At 52.8% G+C, this 21,777-nt stretch carries 15 protein-coding genes and 1 pseudogene; 9 read left to right on the top strand and 7 right to left on the bottom strand.

What is annotated here, in order from left to right:
* The first annotated feature begins 204 nt into the window (after positions 1-204).
* From KKH3_RS03990 to KKH3_RS03980, 3 genes are read left to right on the top strand one after another with little or no spacing between them, the layout of a single operon-like run.
* Positions 205-1,644: a TolC family outer membrane protein gene (locus tag KKH3_RS03990; protein WP_039356049.1), complete on the top strand. Its 1,440-nt coding sequence runs from the start codon at positions 205-207 to the stop codon at positions 1,642-1,644.
* A gap of 39 nt (positions 1,645-1,683) precedes the next feature.
* The gene (locus KKH3_RS03985; protein WP_039356044.1) at positions 1,684-3,813 is read left to right on the top strand and encodes a type I secretion system permease/ATPase; all 2,130 of its coding nucleotides are present in this window, start codon (positions 1,684-1,686) and stop codon (positions 3,811-3,813) included.
* Between the two features lie 10 nt (positions 3,814-3,823).
* Positions 3,824-4,993 (top strand): HlyD family type I secretion periplasmic adaptor subunit, encoded by a 1,170-nt coding sequence (locus tag KKH3_RS03980; protein ID WP_039356041.1) that lies wholly within the window; start codon positions 3,824-3,826, stop codon positions 4,991-4,993.
* A gap of 319 nt (positions 4,994-5,312) precedes the next feature.
* Here KKH3_RS03980 and KKH3_RS03975 read toward each other — a convergent pair.
* A pseudogene (locus tag KKH3_RS03975) lies at positions 5,313-6,520 on the bottom strand (glycoside hydrolase family 28 protein).
* A 569-nt stretch (positions 6,521-7,089) separates the two neighbouring features.
* On the opposite strand from KKH3_RS03975, the gene pelI reads away from it, so the two are divergent.
* On the top strand, positions 7,090-8,133 hold the full coding sequence (gene pelI, locus KKH3_RS03970) for a pectate lyase PelI (protein WP_039356039.1): 1,044 nt from the start codon (positions 7,090-7,092) through the stop codon (positions 8,131-8,133).
* Positions 8,134-8,234: 101 nt separating this feature from the next.
* Here pelI and uxuA read toward each other — a convergent pair whose 3' ends face one another.
* On the bottom strand, positions 8,235-9,431 hold the full coding sequence (gene uxuA, locus KKH3_RS03965; RefSeq protein ID WP_039356036.1) for a mannonate dehydratase: 1,197 nt from the start codon (positions 9,429-9,431) through the stop codon (positions 8,235-8,237).
* Between the two features lie 285 nt (positions 9,432-9,716).
* Complete coding sequence (locus tag KKH3_RS03960) at positions 9,717-10,451, bottom strand: FCD domain-containing protein (RefSeq protein WP_039362120.1); 735 nt, start codon at positions 10,449-10,451, stop codon at positions 9,717-9,719.
* A 211-nt stretch (positions 10,452-10,662) separates the two neighbouring features.
* On the opposite strand from KKH3_RS03960, the gene KKH3_RS03955 reads away from it, so the two are divergent.
* Both KKH3_RS03955 and KKH3_RS03950 read left to right on the top strand, forming a co-directional pair.
* The gene (locus KKH3_RS03955) at positions 10,663-11,856 is read left to right on the top strand and encodes an alpha/beta hydrolase (protein WP_039356033.1); all 1,194 of its coding nucleotides are present in this window, start codon (positions 10,663-10,665) and stop codon (positions 11,854-11,856) included.
* Between the two features lie 123 nt (positions 11,857-11,979).
* Positions 11,980-12,873, top strand: coding sequence for a LysR family transcriptional regulator (locus KKH3_RS03950; protein WP_039356030.1), 894 nt, complete (start codon positions 11,980-11,982; stop codon positions 12,871-12,873).
* On the opposite strand, the gene KKH3_RS03945 is transcribed toward KKH3_RS03950, so the two are convergent.
* From KKH3_RS03945 to KKH3_RS03930, 4 genes are all read right to left on the bottom strand, one after another.
* Positions 12,870-13,595 (bottom strand): sulfite exporter TauE/SafE family protein, encoded by a 726-nt coding sequence (locus KKH3_RS03945; RefSeq protein WP_200802244.1) that lies wholly within the window; start codon positions 13,593-13,595, stop codon positions 12,870-12,872. The two genes, KKH3_RS03950 and KKH3_RS03945, sit on opposite strands and share 4 nt — an antisense overlap.
* 668 nt (positions 13,596-14,263) lie before the next feature.
* Positions 14,264-15,349, bottom strand: a complete 1,086-nt coding sequence (gene mltB, locus KKH3_RS03940) for a lytic murein transglycosylase B (RefSeq protein WP_039356027.1) — start codon at positions 15,347-15,349, stop codon at positions 14,264-14,266.
* Between the two features lie 137 nt (positions 15,350-15,486).
* Complete coding sequence (locus tag KKH3_RS03935) at positions 15,487-15,828, bottom strand: zinc ribbon domain-containing protein YjdM (RefSeq protein WP_039356024.1); 342 nt, start codon at positions 15,826-15,828, stop codon at positions 15,487-15,489.
* 120 nt (positions 15,829-15,948) lie between these two features.
* The gene (locus KKH3_RS03930) at positions 15,949-17,565 is read right to left on the bottom strand and encodes an EAL domain-containing protein (protein WP_039356021.1); all 1,617 of its coding nucleotides are present in this window, start codon (positions 17,563-17,565) and stop codon (positions 15,949-15,951) included.
* A gap of 291 nt (positions 17,566-17,856) precedes the next feature.
* Between KKH3_RS03930 and fecI the strand changes: the two genes are divergently transcribed.
* The 3 genes from fecI (at position 17,857) to fecA (ending at position 21,770) form a co-directional block, all read left to right on the top strand.
* On the top strand, positions 17,857-18,378 hold the full coding sequence (gene fecI, locus KKH3_RS03925; protein WP_039362113.1) for a ferric citrate uptake sigma factor FecI: 522 nt from the start codon (positions 17,857-17,859) through the stop codon (positions 18,376-18,378).
* A complete protein-coding gene (fecR, locus tag KKH3_RS03920) occupies positions 18,375-19,331 on the top strand; it encodes a ferric citrate uptake sigma factor regulator FecR (protein ID WP_039356018.1) in 957 nt (318 codons plus the stop codon). Before fecI ends, fecR begins: the two co-directional genes overlap by 4 nt.
* Positions 19,332-19,421: 90 nt before the next feature.
* Positions 19,422-21,770, top strand: coding sequence for a TonB-dependent Fe(3+) dicitrate receptor FecA (fecA, locus tag KKH3_RS03915; protein ID WP_039356015.1), 2,349 nt, complete (start codon positions 19,422-19,424; stop codon positions 21,768-21,770).
* Positions 21,771-21,777: the final 7 nt, after the last annotated feature.

Here is a 21,777-nt window from a genome sequence, read left to right as displayed (position 1 = left end):
GGGGTCTCGGGGCGAGCGGCGTTTGAGCCGTCCCGAGTCGGGCGCGTGCTACGAGGTAGCAAAAAATAGCGCCATTATCGCGCACGAAACCGCCTCAACAGCAGCATAGATACGTGTCCAAGAGACAGAACGAAACTGCCTCGGTAGCGGCACAAATATGTGTAAAGGAACGAAAACAAAGCGTGATGAAAACAGGGGTAATTGATGCACAAACCATTTTTTATCAGATTTTTTATCAAGGACGTGTTTTTTCTGCGCAATCGCGCTTTTTTGACTCGCACATTACGCCATCACACACCGCGCTATATGTTGGCACTCGGGCTGGCCTGCGGCAGCGTTCCTTTCTTCTATAGCTCGTCGACATGTGCTCAGGCCGTTGCGTTTGACTGGTCCGCCGCGCCGACAGAACAGCAGGTCGATAGCCTGGATCTCAAGCAGGCTATTCTCCGCGCGTTCGCACGCAACCCACAAATCGCACAGGCCTCGGCACAAATTCGCGTTGGCGAAGCCGATCTGCGCGTGGCGCAAAGCGCCTGGTTCCCGCAAATCGGCCTTAGCGGCAATGTCGGTCGGTCCGATCAAAGCGATAGCGGCGGCACGATGAGCAACAATTCCACGGCGGGGATCACGCTGAAACAGCTCCTGTACGATTTCGGTAAAACGGGCGGCAGCATTGATGAGCAACACAGCCTGTCAGATGCCTACCGCTACCAGCTCTATGGCACCATGACCACGGTCGGTCAGCAAACGTTGATCACCTACCTGAAAGTCAAACGCTATCAGGAACTCGGTCAGGCGGCAGAACGCAATATCACGTCACTGAGTCTGGTAAAAGACACGGCGACACTCCGTGCCGAAGCTGGTCTCAGTACGCAATCCGACATCTTGCAGGCGGAAACCCGCATCGCCGGTATGAAGGCAACGCTGGAGCAATATCGGGCACTGGAACGTTCCTCTCTGGCACAGCTCAGCGTGTTGACCGGCGTTCTCACCACCACCCTGCCCGATCTGCCCCGTGCGCTACTGCAACAAAAGATCACGCTCAAAGCACTTCCCTACCAGCAGAGTAACGCGGTGTTGAGCGCGCAGTCCAAGCAGGAGGCTTCGCGCCACCGGATTCGTCAGGCGGAAGCACAGCACTGGCCGACCATTGCCGTGCAGGCAGGCCGTACCCGTTATGAAACGGACAGGCGTAATTACTGGGATGACCAGCTACAGCTAGTGGTGGAAGCTCCGCTTTATCAGGGCGGTGCCGTCAGCGCACGCGTTGATGCCGCGTCAGGCACGCGTGAAGCGGCGCAGGCCGAAGTCGAAGCAGCAAAACTGGATATGAACCAGAAAGCCTCGACGGCCTACGCCGATCTCATCGGGGCACAACAGCGTGAAAAAGCGAGCCAGCAGCAAATCACCAGCGCGACCTACACCCGCAACGTCTATCAGGATGAATACAAACTCAGCAAGCGCAGTCTGAACGACCTGCTCAGCGTTGAGCAAGACGTGTTGCAGGCCGAAACCTCACGCATTGGCGCGTTATACGACGGCTGGGAAGCGGCGGTTAACTATGCCGCTGCCGTCGATAATCTGCTGGATATGCTGGGTATTGAACGTCATCAAGCCAGTGGCGAGACGCTACCGTCGCTGTAAGCCGGCTTGCCTGCCGGATAAGAACATGCAGGAATATCAATGACACAAGTCACCCAAACTGAAGTCTGGATTGCCGCGATGGCTCGCGCCGCCGCCCACTATGGACAGGTAGTGGATACCCAGTCGGTACGCCAGCAGATGCGCTGGTACGAACAGCAGCCGATTGCCCGCCAGTTAGAACAAATCAGCCATCTAATGGGGTTGAGCATCAGCCTGCGACACAGGGAGAAACTCCGCTGGCGCAACCAGATCTTACCAGTACTGGCAGAAACCGATGACGGCGGCGTCATCGTCATCGAATCATTGAATGATGAAGGCATCGCCACCTACTGGCTAAATGACGGTGGCGATCTTCAGCGCGAAGCCGAATTGACCGAACTCATCAAACACAGCCAGGGGATTATCGTGCTGGTCGGCATCGCGGAACGCGGCCGCGATACCCGTATCGATGATTTCGTCAAACCATACCGTAAGCACTGGTTCTGGCAACATTTTCGCGGCGCAAAACGACAGATCGGGGAAATCTCTCTGGCCTCTGTCGTAGGTAACGTTCTGGCGCTGGCGGGGATCCTGTTTTCCATGCAGGTGTATGACCGTGTGATTCCGGCGCAGTCCATTCCCACGCTGTGGGTGCTGTTTTTCGGCGTTCTGCTGGCCGCTGCATTAGAGTACGCCATCCGTTTGTCGCGCACCGTTGTCTCCGATTTAATGGGCAAGAGCATCGATCTGAACGTGTCGGGTATGCTATTCGCCCGCGCGCTGGCGATAAAAAATGAAGCGCGGCCTAAGTCTACCGGCTCGTTTATTTCGCAGCTGCGGGAAATCGATCAAGTGCGTGAACTGCTGACCTCAACGACCGTCGGGGCGGCCGCTGACATGCCGTTCGTCTTGCTGTTTCTCGGCATCATGGCAATGATTGGCGGCCCGCTGGTATTTATTCCCATGCTGGCGATCCCGCTGATTGTGATCCCCGGCCTGATGCTGCAATGGCCGATGGCGAAGCTCGCCAAAGAAGGCATGCGCGAAAGCGCCTTGCGTAATGCGGTGCTGGTCGAGTCCATCGAAGGGATCGAAGATATCAAAGCGCTACAGGCCGAACCCTACTTTCAGCGTCAGTGGGAGCAAACTCACGAAGTCAGCGCCTCCATCGGGATGAAACAGCGCGTGTGGGGGGCACGGCTCAGCGGCTGGGCGTCTACCGTCCAACAGCTCACCTATGCTGGCATGCTAGTCTTCGGCTGCTATCTGGTGATGGCAGGTGACATCACCACCGGTACACTTGTGGCCTGTAGCCTGCTTTCCTCCCGCACCATCGCCCCGCTCATGCAGCTCACGATGGTGTTTTCCCGCTGGCAGCATGCGAAAACCGCCATGACCGGGTTGGATGATATCCTGCAAAAACCGCTGGATCGACCGGAAGACGGCAAAATGGCGCACTGCCCGATCCTTCAGGGGCACTTCCAACTGCACAACGTGCAATATAGCTACGATCCCGAAAAAGGCGATACCGCCTTGCAGGTCGGCAAACTGGAGATCAAACCGGGCGAAAAAGTAGCGCTGCTGGGTAAGGTTGGCGCGGGGAAATCCACCTTGCTCAAGCTGCTTGCCAATCAGGCGACGGCGACGCGCGGCAAGGTCATCATTGATGGCGTAGACATCAGCCAGATCGATCCGGCTGATGTCCGCCGCCAACTGGGTTTTCTGTCGCAGGAATCACGCCTGTTCTTCGGCAGCCTGCGGCAAAATCTGATGCTCGGCAATCCGCACGCCACCGAGCAGGAATTGTTGCAGGCGCTGCGCATTAGCGGCGCACTCAGCCTGATACAACAGGATGCCGCCAGCCTGGATCGCCTCATTCATGAGGGGGGACGCGGTTTATCCGGCGGGCAGCGGCAGATGATCCTGCTCAGCAGGATGCTGCTACGTAACCCCCAGATTGTGCTGCTGGATGAACCCACCGCCTCGATGGATGAACAGTTGGAAAGCCACGTTATCCACCAATTAAGCAGTTGGCTCACGGGCCGCACGCTAGTCCTGGTGACACACCGTCCGGCGCTGCTCAAGCTGGTTGACCGCGTGGTCGTCATGGATGGCGGACGCATCGTGGCAGATGGCCCGCGTGACCAGATTTTGAAGGCGATCAGCAAACCGGCACAGAGCGTGGCGTAAGGGGAAAACAATGAGTAGCATCACGATCCATGATGACCTGAAACGCCAGGGTCGACGCGTATCCGTTATTATCTGGCTCAGTCTGCTGGGGCTGATCGTGTTTTTTATCTGGGCCACCTTCGCCGTGCTGGATGAGGTTTCCGTCGGGAGCGGCAAGGTGACGCCGTCAACCCGCGCTCAGGTGATTGAAAGCCTGGACGGCGGGATTATCGGCCAGATATATGTGCAACAAGGTAACGTCGTTGAGAAAGGTCAGGTGCTGGCGCAGTTGGACATCAACCGCTTCCAGTCTGTCTACGGCGAAGCCTTCTCCCGCGTGCAAACGTTACGGGCATCCGCCGAACGTCTGCATGCCGAGCTCAGCGGCGAACCGCTCAAATTCAGCGCGGAAACCATGAAGGAGCCCGCGCTGGCCGCACGCGAACGCCAGTTGTACCAATCACGCTTACGCAATCGCGATGAAACGGTCGCCAACCTGCGACAGTCTATGCGGCTGGTGGAGCAAGAGCTGCGGATGACGGAGCCGCTCGTGCAGCGCGGTGCCGCCAGCGCCGTCGAGGTGATCCGATTACGCCGCCAGATTAGCGAAATTCGCGGCAAAATCGACGAAGCTAACAACCAATACGCCGTGCGGGCGCGGGAAGAACAGGTCAAGAACAACGCCGATCTGGAGGCTCAGATGGAAGTGGTCAGCGGGAAAGCCGATCAGCTCAAGCGCGCCACCATCACATCACCAGTACGGGGGATTGTGAAAGACATTCAGGTCACGACCGTTGGCGGTGTACTGCAACCGGGCGGCAAGCTGATGGAAATCGTACCGCTGGAAGACCAATTGCTGATCGAAACGCGCATCAACCCACGCGATATTGCCTACATCCGGCCGGGTTTGCCCGCCACGGTAAAAATCACCGCCTATGATTCTTCCATCTACGGCAATTTAACGGGTGAAGTCGAAAGCGTGTCGCCCGATACCCTTCAGGACGAAGTCAGGCGCGATCAGTTTTATTACCGGATCTATGTGCGCACCACGCAGGCGGAGCTGACCAACAAAGCCGGGGAAAAATTCCCCATCGTGCCCGGCATGGTTGCCAGCGTAGAGATAAAAACCGGCCAAAAAAGCGTGCTGGACTATCTGATTAAACCGCTGAATAAGGTCAATGAAGCGCTGCGTGAACGTTAAGTCAGTACACTCAATGCACGCTGTCATTTTATAAATAACGGTGCTGCGATTGCTGAAAAAGTGAGTCGAGCGGTGATAATGGGTAGATCGTAAAGACGCTGCAAGTACCTCCCTGTAAGCTCGAGCCGCGCAAATATGAATCTCATCCCTGAGATTCACCCTTTCAGGGCCGTCGCAAGCGACGTTCAAAAACGTTCCTGACGTTTTTGTCCATGGCGCGGACGCTTTACTCTTCTATCCCATTACCACCGTTCTCGTTCTGCAAGAAGATTTGTCAACGATCTGGACATTGTCATGACAAACCAACTTATTAATCGAACTACTTCTTAACGGTGACGTTCTTGATTTGCCATGTACTGTCGCTCGTCAGTTTGACGTTCTTCATCGTCACTTCTATCGGCTTTTTCGCATTCTCGCCGTTTAGCACCACCACGCCTTTGGTTTGGGACGTAATATCCTTAAACGTAATGTCGCTCCAGTCAGGGATATTATTTCCCTCTTTTTTCTCATACACCGTATCAATCACGATCGGTTTCGCTACGTTCTTCATGACCACGTTGCTATACCGAACGCCATTGACAACGCCGGCTGCCGATTTATCGCTTTTAATACGTAAGCCATTCGTGGTACCAGTCATAGCCAGATCATCGACCGTCACGTTATAAACCCCCATCGTTTCGCTACCGATCGACATGCCATGTCCCGTTCCGAATTCGTTATGCAAAATGGAAATATTGCGTGTCTCAGAACGGCCTTTATAGGCTTTGATCGCCACATTATCGTCGCCCGTCGAAATGTTACTGTGGGCGATGGTGATATTTTTCGACGACATCGGATCGATACCGTCGGTGTTTCTGGCGGTGGACGGCGTTTTGATCGTGGTTTTCCACGCGGTGAAACCATCACCATCGCTGAACACCACATGGAAGTTCGGAGAATTAATGAGAGAAACGTTATACAGCGTGAAGTTCTTGCTCTTATTAATCTGAATCAGCCGGGGGGTATTCTGTTTTAACTTTTTCACTTTGGCATCAGCAGCCAGATCCCACCAGCTCACCTTTTTATCCTGAAGCTTCACGCCCCCTTGCCCATCAATGGTGCCCGGCCCATAGATTCCGCTACCTGTCGTACTCGTCGCGGTAATAAACGCATCACAGCCTTTACCGTTTTTATCCACCACGCCACAGGATGATGGTGCGTTCTCAAAAGACTTGGCGTTATTCACTGCACGTAGGGTTACCCCTTTGTCGATTAATAAGCTCACGCCAGAAGGTAGCGAAAGCGACCGCTCAGAAAAATGGACGAACTCCCTGCGCTCAACTTTACCGCTTTTCCTTGCCCGCAATTATTCAGCGCTTTTTGAATCGTACTCGTGGCCGTACTACCGTCCGCTTTAAGTACCGTACAGGAAGACGGTGCTTTCGGCTCATTCACCGTTCGGGAATCAGAAGCAAATACCGATGCGCTGAACAGACCCAATAGCCCCAATGATAATGATAAAACTTGCTTGCCTGATTTGTATTCCATGTCAAACCTTATAGATATCTGCAATTTTATTGTGACTAAAAAGGAATTACGCCTTCTCTTTATTTAATTAAGAAACATGAAACGCCTTTATAGAAACTAAAAATTGTCGTACATGACTATGTAGATTAATAAAATTCCATTTACATAAAAAATTTCAATGCTTATTCAGAAAAGCATTCAATTTTACGCATGATTAAACTATCACCAGAAAAGTAAATGACACATCAATGAAACGTAGAAACAAACCGAATCCGGTCACGCGTAGCAGTAGGTGAGTGGTAAGATTTTCACCGCGCCACACTATTCCGTTCTCTTATTCCTTAATAAGAGCCTTCCGAGTATTTGCCACCCTCCAAAAATAATTAAATAAAAAATAATAAGCGATAATTAAAATTAAATACAAAATAATAACAGACTAAATTAAATAACCTGATTAACCTCAATAAACTCGACGAATTGTTATTCATTTCACATTCTCTGCTATATAATCCTTTCGGATGCGCAAGGACTCCCTCTTTATTTGGAATAAATAAAGAGAAAAATATCCGTTTAATTTACAAGGAAAACACATGTTTAAGTATTTAACACCGATATTTTTATGTACTGCTGCTTTTTCTTTTCAGGCTCAGGCTGATGACACCATGCTGATGCTGCTGAAAAAAGACAATGCCACCTATTTAAGCTGGTCTACCGATGCAGGCAACGTTGTTCGCCAGGATGTGTATCGCAACACCAGTAATAATCAGGCGGGCAGCGAAAAAATCGCAGAACTCAATTCCACCGACAGAACCTTTACCGATTTAACGGCTAATCCGCAGTCGGACTACTGGTATTGGGTGGATACCGTTAGCGGTAATAATAGCGTCCTGAAATCTAACGCAGCACAGACGGCTCCTGCACCACTGCGCGCTGCGCCGCTTAAGGCAGCCAGTTCAGAATGTAAAGCCGGTGCGGTAATTAAAGATAAAACCGTCGACTGTGGTGGTATTACTCTGGGTCTGAGCTGTAGCGGTGACAGTGATAAACAGCCTCCTGTTATCACGCTGGAAAATGCCACCATTAAGAACCTGCGCATCTCCGAAAAAGGCGGTTCTGACGGTATCCACTGTAAGTCAGGCAACTGCCGTATTGAAAACGTGATCTGGGAAGACGTTTGTGAAGATGCGGCAACCAACCTGGGTAAAACCATGACCATCGTCGGCGGTGTCGCCCATAACACCACCAATGGCCCTGGCGGCAAGCCGGACAAAGTACTGCAACAGAACTCCAAGAACAGTCACACTATCGTACAGGGCAACTTCACCCTGACTGGCCAACACGGAAAACTGTGGCGCTCTTGCGGTGACTGCACCAACAACGGTGGCCCACGTAACCTCACCATCATCAGCGCAACCGTTAACGGCACTATCGACAGCATCGCTGGCGTAAACCGTAACTTTGGTGATGTCGCTGAAATCCGTGATTTGCGTATTAAAAACTACAAAGCAGGTAAACCTAAAATATGTGAAGAGTTTACTGGTGTAGAAAAAGGCAAAGGCACACCAACAAAACATGACGAACAGTGGGATACCAAGAACTGTAAAGTCAGCCGTTCAAACGTTAAAGCCCTGTAATTCTGCCAGCAGAATTCACACCTGAATTAATACCCCCTCTGGGGTTCTGACGCATCCATCTTCAACAGACCGTGCTATCAAGCACGGTCTGTTTCATTTCATCATCCTTGCTGCAATTCGGTAAACAGCGTGCGCTTCAGCGCCAGCTCGACGCCACGCAGTTCCGCCAGCCCTTTCAAGCGCCCGATTGCCGAGTAGCCAGGATTGGTTTTCTTTTTCAGATCGTCCAGCATCTGATGCCCGTGATCTGGCCGCATCGGGATCGGACGGCGATCGCCCGCCTTCTGACGCCGCAGCTCTTCCGCCAGAATGGCTTTGATGATCGCCACCATGTCCACATCCCCCTGCAAATGCGCGCCTTCATGGAAAGTGTTGGGATTGTCTTCCCGACAGGTGGCACGCAGATGGGTGAAATGCACGCGATCGCTGAACGTTTCCAGCATGTTAACCAGATCGTTATCGGCCCGTACGCCGTAAGACCCGGTACAGAAGGTAAAGCCGTTATGAAGGCTATCGACCGTCTGTTTCAGCCAGCGCATGTCGTCAATCGTCGACATCACGCGCGGCAGCCCAAGGATAGGACGCGGAGGATCGTCAGGGTGAATGGCAAGGCGGAGGCCGACCGCTTCCGCAACGGGCACAATCTCACGGAGGAAATGTCCAAGGTGCTCACGCAGCTTCGCATGGTCAATACCATCATATTCCGCCAGACGGCCACGGAATTGCTCCAGCGTATAGCCCTCTTCGGAGCCCGGCAGTCCGGCGATAATGTTGCCCGTCAGGCGCGCGATATCCTCTTCGCTCATCGCACGGAAGTAGTCGGCGGCCTGTGCCTGTTCATCCGCCGTATAATCTTTTTCAGCACCGTGACGCTTCAGGATATGCAGTTCAAAGGCCGCAAAGGCGATATGATCGAAACGCAGCGCTTTTGCGCCATCCGGCAGCACGTATTCCAGATCGGTTCGCGTCCAGTCCAGCACGGGCATGAAGTTATAGCACACCGTATCGATCCCGCACTGCGCCAGGTTACGCAGCGATTGCTGATAATTGGCAATATGCTGCTGATAATTCCCCGTCTGGGTTTTGATCTCTTCATGAACCGGTACGCTTTCCACCACCGACCACACCAGTCCTTTCGCCTTCAATTCAGCTTTACGCTTTTCAATCTCTTCAACCGACCAAATTTCGCCATTCGGGATGTGGTGCAATGCCGTCACCACGCCGGTCGCACCGGCTTGCCGAACGTCATCCAATGAAACAGGATCGTTCGGGCCGTACCAACGCCAGGTTTGTTCCATAACGAGTTACCTTTTTTCGCCAAGTGAGAGAGTTGTTTTCATCACTTTCTTTCATCAATAAATAAGGAAAAGCCTACCTCACCGACACAGGCTGTCAAACGAAACTCACGAATTGATTGACCAATTACACAAAAAAACCGACTTTTGGACTAACATCATGCGTAATCAGGCTGTAAAAATGAAAGGAAAGTCAGAAAAGAGAAATTTGGTCTGATATATTTCCCCTCCGCACACCGATGCGATGCCGGAGAGAAAAGTGACACAGGGAAGGAAACATCGAAGAAATCAGGGTTCCAGGCGCGAAGGAACAGACTCGAACAGGTAACCATCGAAGGCCGGATCGTCCACATTTGAGATTTCCAGCAGTTTAATTTTTACGTTTTCCAGATGCTGCCACATTGCCTGACGCGCCATGTTCACATCACGACGAGACACGGCACGCAGGATTTGCTCATGATCGTCCAGCCACTGGCGCTGATAGCTGAAATCATCGGTATGGGAATGAATGCCCTGCCACATGGGGCTGCGTTTACGCGCCTGCCACACCTCATACACCATGTTGGCTAAGACGCTGTTTTGGGTAGACTGCGCCAGCAGGCAATGGAATTGTTCATCGGCGCTTTCATCCACGCTACCGTTCTCAAGCGACACCCTTTCTTGTTCAATGGCCTGTCGCATTTTCACGATGTCACTTTTGGTCGCCTGCATCGCGGCAAACGCAGCAACTTCGCCTTCCAGCAGCTGACGCGCCTGCATCAGCTCGAAGGGGCCATAGCCGCTGTCCACCACGCTGTCTTTTTCCTGCGCGGTCGGAAGCTGCATGACATAAACGCCAGAGCCTTTGCGCACCTCAATCAGCTTTTCCAGCTCCAGCATGATCAGGGCTTCACGCACCACGCTACGGCTGACGTTATAGGTTTCAGCAATATCACGTTCGGGAGGCAAACGGTCGCCAATCTGATAGTTTCCCTTCAGAATTTCCGCGCGAAGATTGTCGCCAATCTGCTGATATAAACGCATGCTGCCATCCCTTTCTTCAACATTGGCCATCATAATATTGGCCTGACCAAAAGACAGAAAAAACGCCCAATTTGTCCGAAGTATAACATGAAGCCGAATCACGCCCGCACATTGAGCAATCTGCATGATAAATAATTTCGGATATAGTGTTGTCGAAACGCCATATCCCGTTAGCGATCAGATTGATGTTGCCAGCAGGCAAGGAGCACAAATGACAAGAGACGTATTCCGGTTCGTTGCGTGGACAGTCTGGCAACGGAGAGGGGCTGGTTTGTTCGCCATCATCGGCGTGATCCTCATGACGGGATGCAATAGCAATCCGCGCGACATCACGCCATTAGGGCAAACGTCATTCGAGCGTTACCAGCAAGACACCACGCGCTGGGTAGAACAGCATCGCGCCTTCCAGACCACGAATAAACAGCTGGAATTACGTTGGAATACACCTAATGAAACTCGCCCCATCGGCCAGCCACGTAAGGCAATTTTGCTGGTCCACGGGCTGGGTGACTCGCCGGGGTCGTTCACCGACGTGACACCGCAATTGGTCGAACAAGGCTTTCTGGTCAGAACCGTGTTGCTACCGGGTCATGGCACCCGCCCCTCCGATCTGTTGCACGTCACCGTCGATGACTGGCGCAGAGTGGTTGCCGAACAGGCGGCCATCCTCAGCAAAGAGTTCGATGAGGTGTATCTGGGCGGTTTTTCCACCGGCGGTAATCTGGTACTGGAATACGCCTTACAGCACACTGAAATCAAAGGGCTGGTGCTGTTCTCCCCCGCGATTAAATCCAACGAAAAATACGCCTTCATGGCACCGGTGCTGTCCGTGTTTACCGACTGGCTGATGCCACCGCGCCCCGGCTATCCCCAGCAGTTAGCAACTCGCTATATGCGAGTGCCGACCAACGGCTTCGCCCAATATTATTATTCCAGCAGCGGCGTTCGTTCAGAACTCGCCAAAAAGCCTTATGACAAGCCGGTGTTAATCGTGCTGGCAGAGCATGATTCCGTCGTCGATACGACCTATATTGTCGACACCTTTGATAAGCAGTTTACCCACCCATCCAGCCGGTTGATTTGGTATGGCGAGCGTCCTGACGGTGTCCATTCCTCACGTGTTTTGGTGCGTACAGGTTCGCTGCCTGAATGGCGCATCAGCCAGTTCTCACATATGTCGCTCCTGTTTTCACCAGAAAATAAAGAATATGGCAAAACGGGTGCCATCATCATCTGCGCCAACGGCCTCCCCCTGAACGACCTGAAGCGCTGTCAGGATCGCAGCACGCTATGGTATTCCGACTGGGGATACGTAGAAAATGGCAAAACCCATGTACGTCTGACCTTTAACCCCTATTTCGACTGGCAAAATCAGGTCATGGCCAACGTACTGCACACGCAATAACCTTAGCGAGAACAGAAGGAAGCCATACAGCGGAGTTTCAGTCAGTCGCGGACTGGGCGATTGCCGTCGCCCTGACTCACCATCATAATGGCGGGTATCGACTCCTCCGAGACAGGCTTCCCTATGCGATTCGATTTAACCGATCTCCGGCTGTTTCTCAATATTCAGAAAGCAGGCAGTATTACGGGTGGCGCAGCAACGTCGAGCCTGACGGTGCAGGCGGCTAGCGAGCGAATCCGGGGAATGGAAGATGAACTTGGCGTACCGCTGCTGCTGCGCTCTAAGGCAGGTGTCTCGCTCACCGATGCGGGCTTTTCGCTGGCGCACCATGCCCACATTATTCTGCGTCAGGTCGAACATATGCGTAGCGAATTACACCAATACAGCAAAGGGCTACGCGGCCATATTCCTCTACTGTGCAACTCTGCGGCGCTGAATGAATATTTGCCTGCTCTGCTGGGTCGCTATCTGGAGGTCTGCCCGCAGATATCCATCGCGGTGAATGAAAAACTCAGCCGCGATATCGTCAGCGCTATCCGTAATCAAACCGCCGATCTCGGTATCGTGGCCGATTCCGTGCCGCTCGACGGGCTGGAAACGCGCCCGTTCCGTCGCGACGAGCTGGTGGTTGTGGTTCCCCGAACCAGCATGTGGTCTGACGCTCAGCAGCTTACCTTTTCCACCATTGCCGACGCCGAATTTGTCGGGCTTAGCGAAGGCGCAGCCTTACAGGAACATATCGACGAGCATGCCAGAAAGCTGGGAAAACGCCTGAATTACCGCGTGCGTCTTGCCAGCTTCGATGCCGTCACGCAGGTGATTCACAGCGGTATCGGCATTGGCATTCTTCCGCGGCATGCCGCACAGCGCATGATGGAGCGACTGGCGATTCACGCGATCCCGCTGTCAGACGACTGGGCGACGCGTAATCTGGTGGTCTGCGCCCGCCAGTTTTCTGCCCTGCCCGGCTATGTTCAGGATTTCGTGACTTTTATTACAGCAGAGAACGCCATTTAAAGCAGCCCGTGCGCGGCCATATACCCACCCAGCGCCACCAGCCCGATGAAAAAGCAGCGCCGGAAAACCTGTTCACTAATCGCGTGGCGCAGGCGTTGCCCAATCATCATACCCAACAGAGCGGGAATCAGCGCCAACATCGACTGCCAGAGATCGATGCCCTGTAGCCCGACGCCCTGCATCAGCTGTAGCGCCAGCCCCAACGTAGAAACGGTAAACGCCAGCCCCAGCGCCTGCACCAGATCGTTTTTATTGAGCCGCAGACATTGCAGATAAGGTACCGCGGGAATCACGAAGACGCCCGTTGCCGCCGTGATAGCCCCCGTGATGTAGCCCACCAGCGGCGACAGCCAGATTTCATGACGACCGGGCTGCGGCAACGTCGTCGCTATCATTCCCCACAGGCCGTAAACCACTAAAATGCCGCCAAGCGCGGTGCTCGTCCATGACGATGACGAGGTAAGCGCTGGCAGGCCATTCCAGAGCGTCCCAATAATGATCCCGGCAAACAGCGTCCAAAACCGTTTAATCAGGCTGAGAAAAGCGGGGCCACAGGCGAGCTGCCAGATGTTGGTCACCAGCGACGGAACGATCAGGAGCCCCGCCGCGCTGGCTGCGGGCATCGCCAGCGTTAACAACCCCATCGCGATTGTCGGCAACCCCAAGCCAATCACGCCTTTCACTACGCCAGCCAGCAGGAACACCACCATCATCGTCGTCATGCATCGCCTCGGTTTACAGCACTATAGAAAGAACCCCATGCAGGAATAGTCCAATGATGCAGCAAAGCTGTCGATGCGGATTGTATTGAGGGTGATTCAGGGAAAATTTGAGGTAAGGGGAGCATTAGTAGGGATGAGATTTCGATCGCATCGCATGCGATGCGGCGATTGCTCATGGGGTTGTCGTTATCTGGCGTAAAAAATTATGCAGCGGTGGGCGTGACCGCCGAGTGAGCGACAGGACGTCGCGAAAGCCAGTGCCGCGTCGGGAACGCGTCACTGGCGGCTCGGTTAGCGGTCACGAACGCCGATGGCACCGCGCAGCGGCATAATTTATGCCAGAAGCCTGGGTTCGCAGGGCGGCGGCGACTGAGCGCCCTGCGTCGGGCGCGTATACGGTATAGCATATGAATAGCAGCGTTATGGCGCACGAAACTGTCTCTGCGTCTGCATTGGAAATATGGCGAAGAGACAGCCTGTAAAGGGAAAAGCTTAGTAACTGAGATTGCTGACAAAGTCCGTAGAGCGGGAATAACGGATAGATCGTAAAGACGCTGTGAATACGTCCATGTACGCTCGGCTTGCGCCATCCCTGGCGCAAACGCTTTACTCTTCTATTCCGTTACTCCCGTTTTCATTCGGCAAATAGGCTTGTCAACGGTCTGAGCTTAGTAACTCTGATTCTGGCGCGCGCGACCTACGGCTTCCCCCAGTTGCCATACAGCCATCGCGTAGTGCGTGCTATGGTTGTAGCGCGTGATGGTGTAGAAGTTCGGCAAGCCGTACCAGTATTGATAACCCGTCCCGATGTCCAACCGCAGCAGGCTGGCTTCACTGTATCCCGCCAGAGAATGCTGTGGCGTCAGACCCGCAGCCTGTAGCTCCGTGAGCGAGTAGCGGGTATTAAAACCATTTGGGAGCAGCGGTGCCTGACCGTTTGCCTGCACCGCTACAGGTGCGCCTTTCACCCATCCGTGCGCTTTGAAATAATTGGCTACGCTACCAATCGCGTCCACCGGATCCCACAGATTGGTATGTCCGTTGCCGTCGAAATCCACCGCGTAGTTCTTGAAGGATGACGGCATAAACTGCCCGTAGCCCATCGCCCCCGCGTAAGAGCCGCGCAGGCTGAGCGGATCGTTGCCTTCGTTACGCGCCATCAGCAGGAAGGTTTCCAGCTCACCGGCAAAGTAATCGGCACGTCGCGGGTAATCAAATGCCAGCGTTGCCAGCGCATCGATAATGCGCGTTTTCCCCATCACTCTTCCCCAACGGGTTTCTACGCCAATAATGCCGACGATGATCTCAGGCGGAACGCCGTAAATATTCTGGGCACGCTGTAGCGCATCCTGATATTGATTCCAGAACGCTACGCCATTCTGCACGTTGTCTGGCGTAATAAACTGATTACGGTAGCGGTTCCAGGCGCCGTTCGGCCCGGAAGGCGGACGCGATGTCGGGGCTTGTTTATCCATCAGCCGGATCACCCAATCCAGACTTTTCGCCTGAACCAGCACATCATGCAGTTGCTGACGATTAAAACCGTGCTCCAGTACCATTTTATCGACAAACCGCGCAGTAGCCGGATTAGTCGCAAAATCACCGCCGAGCGGATGCACATTGTGAGCAGGTTCAAGCAGGAAGCCGCCTTTGAAAGGATTACCTGAAGGCGCATCTGCGGGAGGAGGAGCAGGCTGACTGCTACAGGCCGAGAGCAAAACGAGCAGAGGAAGAAAACGAACCAAATGACGCATCAGATATCCGTATAGCCAGGTAAGGAATCAATACAGGCTATGGTAAAGGATTGTCCGATGTGAAAAAACCAGCCAGAGGTGAAAAAATGCAGCGCGCCGACCAATAGAAGACCGACGCGTATGTCATCACACCCGAATCAGTTTTTCTTCACAAACTCAGATTTCAGCTTCATCGGGCCGAAACCGTCGATCTTACAATCAATATTGTGATCGCCTTCCACCAAACGAATACCCTTCACGCGGGTGCCGATTTTCAGCGGCGTCGAGCTGCCTTTGACTTTCAGGTCTTTAATGACCGTCACCGTATCACCATCCGCCAGCAGGTTGCCGTTAGCATCTCTCACCACTAAAGCGTCATCCTGCACTGCCGCATCGTCTGTTGCGGACCACTCATTTCCGCATTCAGGGCAGTTAAGCATCTCGCCTTCTTGCCAGGTATATTCAGAACTGCATTTCGGACAAGGGGGTAACTGTTGCATGATAAACTCCTGAAAAATTCACAATAAAAAAGCAATAAATATCATTAGGTAACTACCATATTTTCGATATTTTACCCTTTTATGCACATTTTTGATAGTGAAGCCTGGTTTATCGTGGCTTTACTGCTCATCTGGCGCCATGCTGTCTCTTGCCGCCAGAAATGCGATTAATGCCTCCTGCGTTATCGCTTTGGAATACAGCCAGCCCTGTACATAGGCTACGCCAAGGCTTTTCAGGTAGGCTTCCTGAATGGGGGTTTCGACACCCTCAGCAACTATTTGTTGGTTAAGGCAGTGTGCCATGCTGACAATATGGGACAGCACAATGTCAGTAGGTGAATTATGATTAATATTCCCGACAAACGACTTATCTATTTTAAGCTTATTGGCTTTTACCCGCTCAAGATACGATAGCCCGGAATAGCCAGTACCAAAATCATCAATGGCGACATCAATCCCTTTTTGTTGATATCGCTCCACCATAGGAGCCGCTTTTTGTGGTTCGATCATGGATGATTCGGTTAATTCAACATTAATATTCGCCCCTTCAACACCATATACGTCAATCTGCTCCGAGAGGTAATTAAAAACGGACATATCCTCAAACTCGGCCGCTTCAAGATTGATAGAGATAAACATCTCAGGATAATTTTCTTTCAGTACAACAGCCGTTTTTAGCGCCTCATCGATGACATAAAATGTCATCGCCTTCATTAATCCTACCTGCCGAACTACAGGGAGAAAGATATCTGGCGTAATCAGACGACCATCAGAATGCCGCCAGCGAACCAACGCCTCGCATCCCACAACCTCAGCGGTATTCAGCTTAATAATGGGCTGATAATGCAATTCAAACTCTTTTTTCCTCAGCGCCTGATTGAGTACATAATCTGGGCTCTGAATTGCCAGAGACTTTCTGGAGATTAGCGCAGCCAGCAGTAACGAAAGCGTCAGACACAGAGGGATAAAATAGAGGAACAACATAAAAGCAAAGCGATAAGATTGAGGTGAATCAGCGTTAACCACCAGCAAAATGTTATCGTTTGCCATCGTTTTCAAACGGAAATATTTATTGTTGCTGTAAAACTGCGCTGTCGCCGTAGATTGACCAAAAAGCATTAACGCAATATTTGAAGTGTGTTCATTCGATATAATGACCGTGCCATTGTCTTTCTCAACAAAAGCATATTTTATATTATGGCTATAAGAGGGGACGTTCATGAAAGAATTCGGATTGAGGACGATCAGATAGTTTGACAACCCAACATAAATCATACGGCGATATCTGTTAAGCGGATTATTGGCGTCATACCAGACTCGATATTTATTTTTATAGATAAGATTGGGGGAAGGAAGCGGCAAACGATTAATATCACTCAATATCAAAGAGCAGCGAGGGCGATTGTCCTCAATATAGATCACATCTTGTACATAATCGTTAGAATAAGAAGCACGCCTGAGTTGCTCCATATGCTCACTTGAGCACGAACGGATCGTGTTTTTTTCAAACACATCCAGCACTCTGGTAGCCTGTCCCATGATCTCTTCAGCATGCCCAACAGCAACGTCAGAAAAACTCTCTACATCATTCTCAAACTGTCTGAATGTCACCACCGCATAGACCAGAAGAGCCAGTGCGAAGACAGCAGTAAAAACACAAAACAAAGTAGAAAAGATCAAGAAAAAACTACGCTTGAAATAGAGCGTTTGAAAATAGGCTAGCAGGCTTTTTTTCATAGGGACGATGCGTCATTATCACGAGAAACTCAACATAGCACACAACCTTTCTTTGCAATGGCTCAATAACCGAAATAATTCTGATTTTCAGGCGCTGGTCGCTACATGGCTCAGTAACGCCCCACCGGTTCGAAAACGTTATATTTATTTTCTTTAAAAAACAGAAGGTTGCTTCCTGTTACGGCTATCGTATCGATATCACCCTGTGATTCAATTGTAATGAGAACCATTATCATATTAACATAGCGCCCTATTATTGACCGTCGATACGCTTTGCTATTTCTGCCCATGATCTCTGACCACGCCACCACCTCTGCTGAACTGACGCTCGAATCGCTCTACGGTTCGCATCACGGCTGGCTGAAGCGCTGGCTGACGGGCAAGCTCCAATCCTCTTTTGATGCTGATGATATTGCTCAGGACACCTTCCTGCGCGTGATGAACGGCGAGTCACTGACCACAATTCGCGATCCCAAGTCTTTTCTGTGCACGGTTGCCAAGCGCGTAATGGTCGATCTCTTTCGCCGCAATGCGCTGGAGAAAGCCTATCTGGAGAGGCTAGAGCAGTTGCCGGAAGCGCTTGCACCCTCACCGGAGATTCAGCAACAGCAGCTTGAGACGCTCCAGCAGGTGGATCTCATGCTCGATGGCCTGAGCCACAAAGCACGACAGGCATTTTTGCTTTCCCAGCTTGACGGCATGGCCTACGGTGAGATTGCCACGCGACTGAATGTCTCCGTCAGTTCAGTTAAAAAATACGTGGCCAAAGCCACGGAACATTGCCTGCTGTTCCGTCTGGAGCATGGGCTATGAGCCTCCCGCTAACTGACTCACAGCGTCAGGCTCTGCGCTCCGCCTCGCATTGGTATGCGGTACTGAGCGACGAACGTGCGAGCCCTCAGCAAACCGAGAAATGGCAGCGGTGGTATGAGCAAAACCGGGATCACCAGTGGGCCTGGTCGCAGGTAGAAAACCTGCGCAATCAGATGAACGTCGTGCCCAGCAACATCGCCCACCGTGCGCTTCAGGATACCCAGCTTACCCGTCGCAGAGTGATGAAGGGACTGCTTCTGCTGTTAGGCGTGGGCGGCGGCTGGCAACTTTGGCGTTCCGACACCGGAACGGGCCTTAGAGCCGATTACACCACGGCGAAAGGCGCGATCCGCCAGCAGCGTCTGGAAGACGGAACGCTGCTTTCGCTTAACACCGACAGCGCCGTCGACGTTCGCTTCGATCCACAGCAGCGGCGTATTCACCTCTGGTACGGCGAAATCGCGATTACCACCGGACAGGATGCCAGCAATCGTCCTTTCTACGTGCAAACGCGACACGGGCAGTTGACCGCACTCGGCACTGAATTCACGGTACGTCAGGAAGCAGGAAGCACGCTACTGAGCGTGCAACACCATGCGGTGAAAGTCGTACTGGCAGAAGATTCAACCCAAGAACGCATTGTGCGTCAGGGTGAAAGCCTGCGCTTCAGCGCACAGGAGTTGGGTGAAACCCAATCCGCAGATGAAGAAGACAGCAACTGGGCGCAGGGCATTCTCAGTTTCAGCAATAAGCCGCTCGGCGACGTGATCGCAACCCTCGCGCGCTATCGTCACGGCGTGCTGCGCTGTAGCCCTGAGGTCGCTACGTTGCGGTTAAGCGGCACCTTCCCGTTACAAAATACCGATACGGTGCTACAGGTCATCGAGAAAACCCTTCCGGTTAAAATTCAGTACATTACCCGTTACTGGGTCAACATCCTTCCCGCAAACTAAACGATAACGAAAAAAATTATCATTCTTGATTGTCCTTTTTCTTCCTCTCGTTCGACTTAGGTATACAACAAAAATGATGATGGAGACGTTATGACGCTCTTACGCGCCTTTCGTAAAGCAACCCCTTTAGCGATGGCGATACAGCTCAGCCTGCTCTCGACAGTCGGTATCACGACAGGGATGGCCTATGCTGCCACTACGCCCGCCACCGCACGCTACGATATTGCTGCGGGTGAGTTAGACAAGGCACTCAATCACTATGCTGCCCGCAGCGGGATTACGCTGTCGGTGGATGCCAGCCTGACACAGGGAAAGCGCAGCAACGGCCTGCACGGCGACTACACCGTTGACGGTGGCCTGAAAGCCCTGCTTGCGGGTAGCGGTCTGCAACTGAAAGCGCTAGGCGATAACGCCTGGACGCTCGAACCGATTCCGGCACCAGCGGAAGAAACGCTGACGGTCGTTGGCGATTGGCTGGGTGAAGCACGTGAAAATGACGTCTTTGAACACGCGGGTGCACGTGATGTGATCCGTCGCGAAGACTTTGCCAAGACGGGTGCGACCACGATGCGCGACGTCTTAAACCGTATACCGGGTGTGTATGCGCCAGAGAATAACGGTACGGGCAGCCACGATCTGGCGATGAACTTTGGTATTCGCGGTCTCAGCCCTCGCCTGGCTAGCCGCTCAACCGTGTTGATGGACGGTATTCCCGTGCCGTTTGCGCCCTATGGTCAGCCACAGCTTTCCCTCGCCCCAATCTCTTTGGGCAATATGGATGCCATTGACGTTGTGCGCGGCGGCGGCGCAGTTCGCTACGGGCCACAGAGCGTCGGCGGCGTTGTGAACTTTGTCACCCGAGCGATCCCGAAGGAATTCGGCATTAGCGCCGGTGTAGAGGGTCAATACAGCCCAAGCTCTTCACAGAACAACCCAAAAGAAACCCATAACCTGCTCGTCGGCGGCACGGCGGATAACGGTTTTGGCTCAGCGCTGCTTTATTCTGGCACGCGCGGTAGCGACTGGCGCGAACACAGTTCAACCCGTATTGATGACGTCATGCTGAAAAGCCGCTACGCACCGAACGATGTACACACCTTTAACAGCCTGCTGCAATATTACGATGGCAGTGCCGATATGCCAGGCGGCCTGTCGCGTGCCGATTACAATGCTGACCGCTGGCAGTCAACACGCCCATACGATCGTTTCTGGGGGCGTCGTCAGCTTGCCAGTCTGGGCTATCAATATCAGCCGGATCAGCAGCATAAATTCAACATTCAGGGCTTCTACACGCGCACGTTGCGCAGCGGCTATCTGGAACAAAACGCGATCATCACCCTGTCGCCACGCGAATATTGGGTACGCGGCATCGAACCCCGTTACAGCCAAAGTTTTACCCTCGGCTCATCCGCTCATGAAGTGGGAGTCGGTTACCGCTATGTCAGCGAATCGACCCACGAGGTGCGTTATTTCACCAGCACCGCCAGCAAGACGCAGCCAAGTGCCAACAGCCCCATCGATCGCGAAACCCGCGCGGGCACAGAGGCACACGCCTGGTATATCGATGATCGCGTTGATATCGGCAACTGGACGATTACACCGGGAATGCGCTTTGAGCACATCAAATCCCATCAGGACAATACGCTGAAAGGTACAGGCGAAGCGGTCAGCTACAATGCGCCACTGCCTGCCTTGAACGTGCTTTATCACGTCAACGATAGCTGGAATCTTTATGCAAACACCGAAGGATCGTTCGGCACCGTACAGTACAGCCGAATTGGCAAGGCTGCTAAAAGCGGCAAAGTGGAACCAGAAAAAGCGCGCACCTGGGAAGTCGGCACCCGTTACGACGACGGTGCGCTGACGGCAGAGATGGGCGTTTTTCTGGTTAACTTTAATAACCAGTACGACTCCAATCAGACTAACGATACGGTCACCACCCGTGGCAAAACCCGCCATTCCGGGCTGGAAACACAGGCGCGCTACAACCTCACCGACCTGTCGCCCCGCTTAGAAGCGGTGTCGGTTTATGCGCGCTATGCCTATGTGAATGCGGAAATTCGCGAAGTGGGCAACACCTACGGTAATCAGGTCCCCTTTTCTTCAAAACACCGAGGCGGATTCGGTGTCGATTACCAACCGGGCAACTGGACGTTCAACCTGAACAGTGAGTTCCAGTCCAGCCAGTTTGCCAATAACGCTAACACCGTTGCCGAAAGCGCCGATGGCAGCGCCGGACGTATCCCCGGCTTTATGCTATGGGGTGCCCGTGCGGCCTACGACTTCGGCCCGCAGTTCTCTGATCTCAATTTGGCCTTTGGTGTGAAAAACCTGTTCGACCACGATTATTACACGCGCTCGAACAGCGACGACAACAACAAGGGGATTTATGCCGGCCAACCTCGCACCTTCTATATGCAGGGTTCGCTGAAATTCTGATTGTGAC

The sequence above is a fragment of the Pectobacterium actinidiae genome, assembly GCF_000803315.1.
Lineage (GTDB): Bacteria > Pseudomonadota > Gammaproteobacteria > Enterobacterales > Enterobacteriaceae > Pectobacterium > Pectobacterium actinidiae.
Note: the sequence above shows the minus strand (reverse complement) of the source record. Positions and strands in the feature narration are given on the sequence as shown.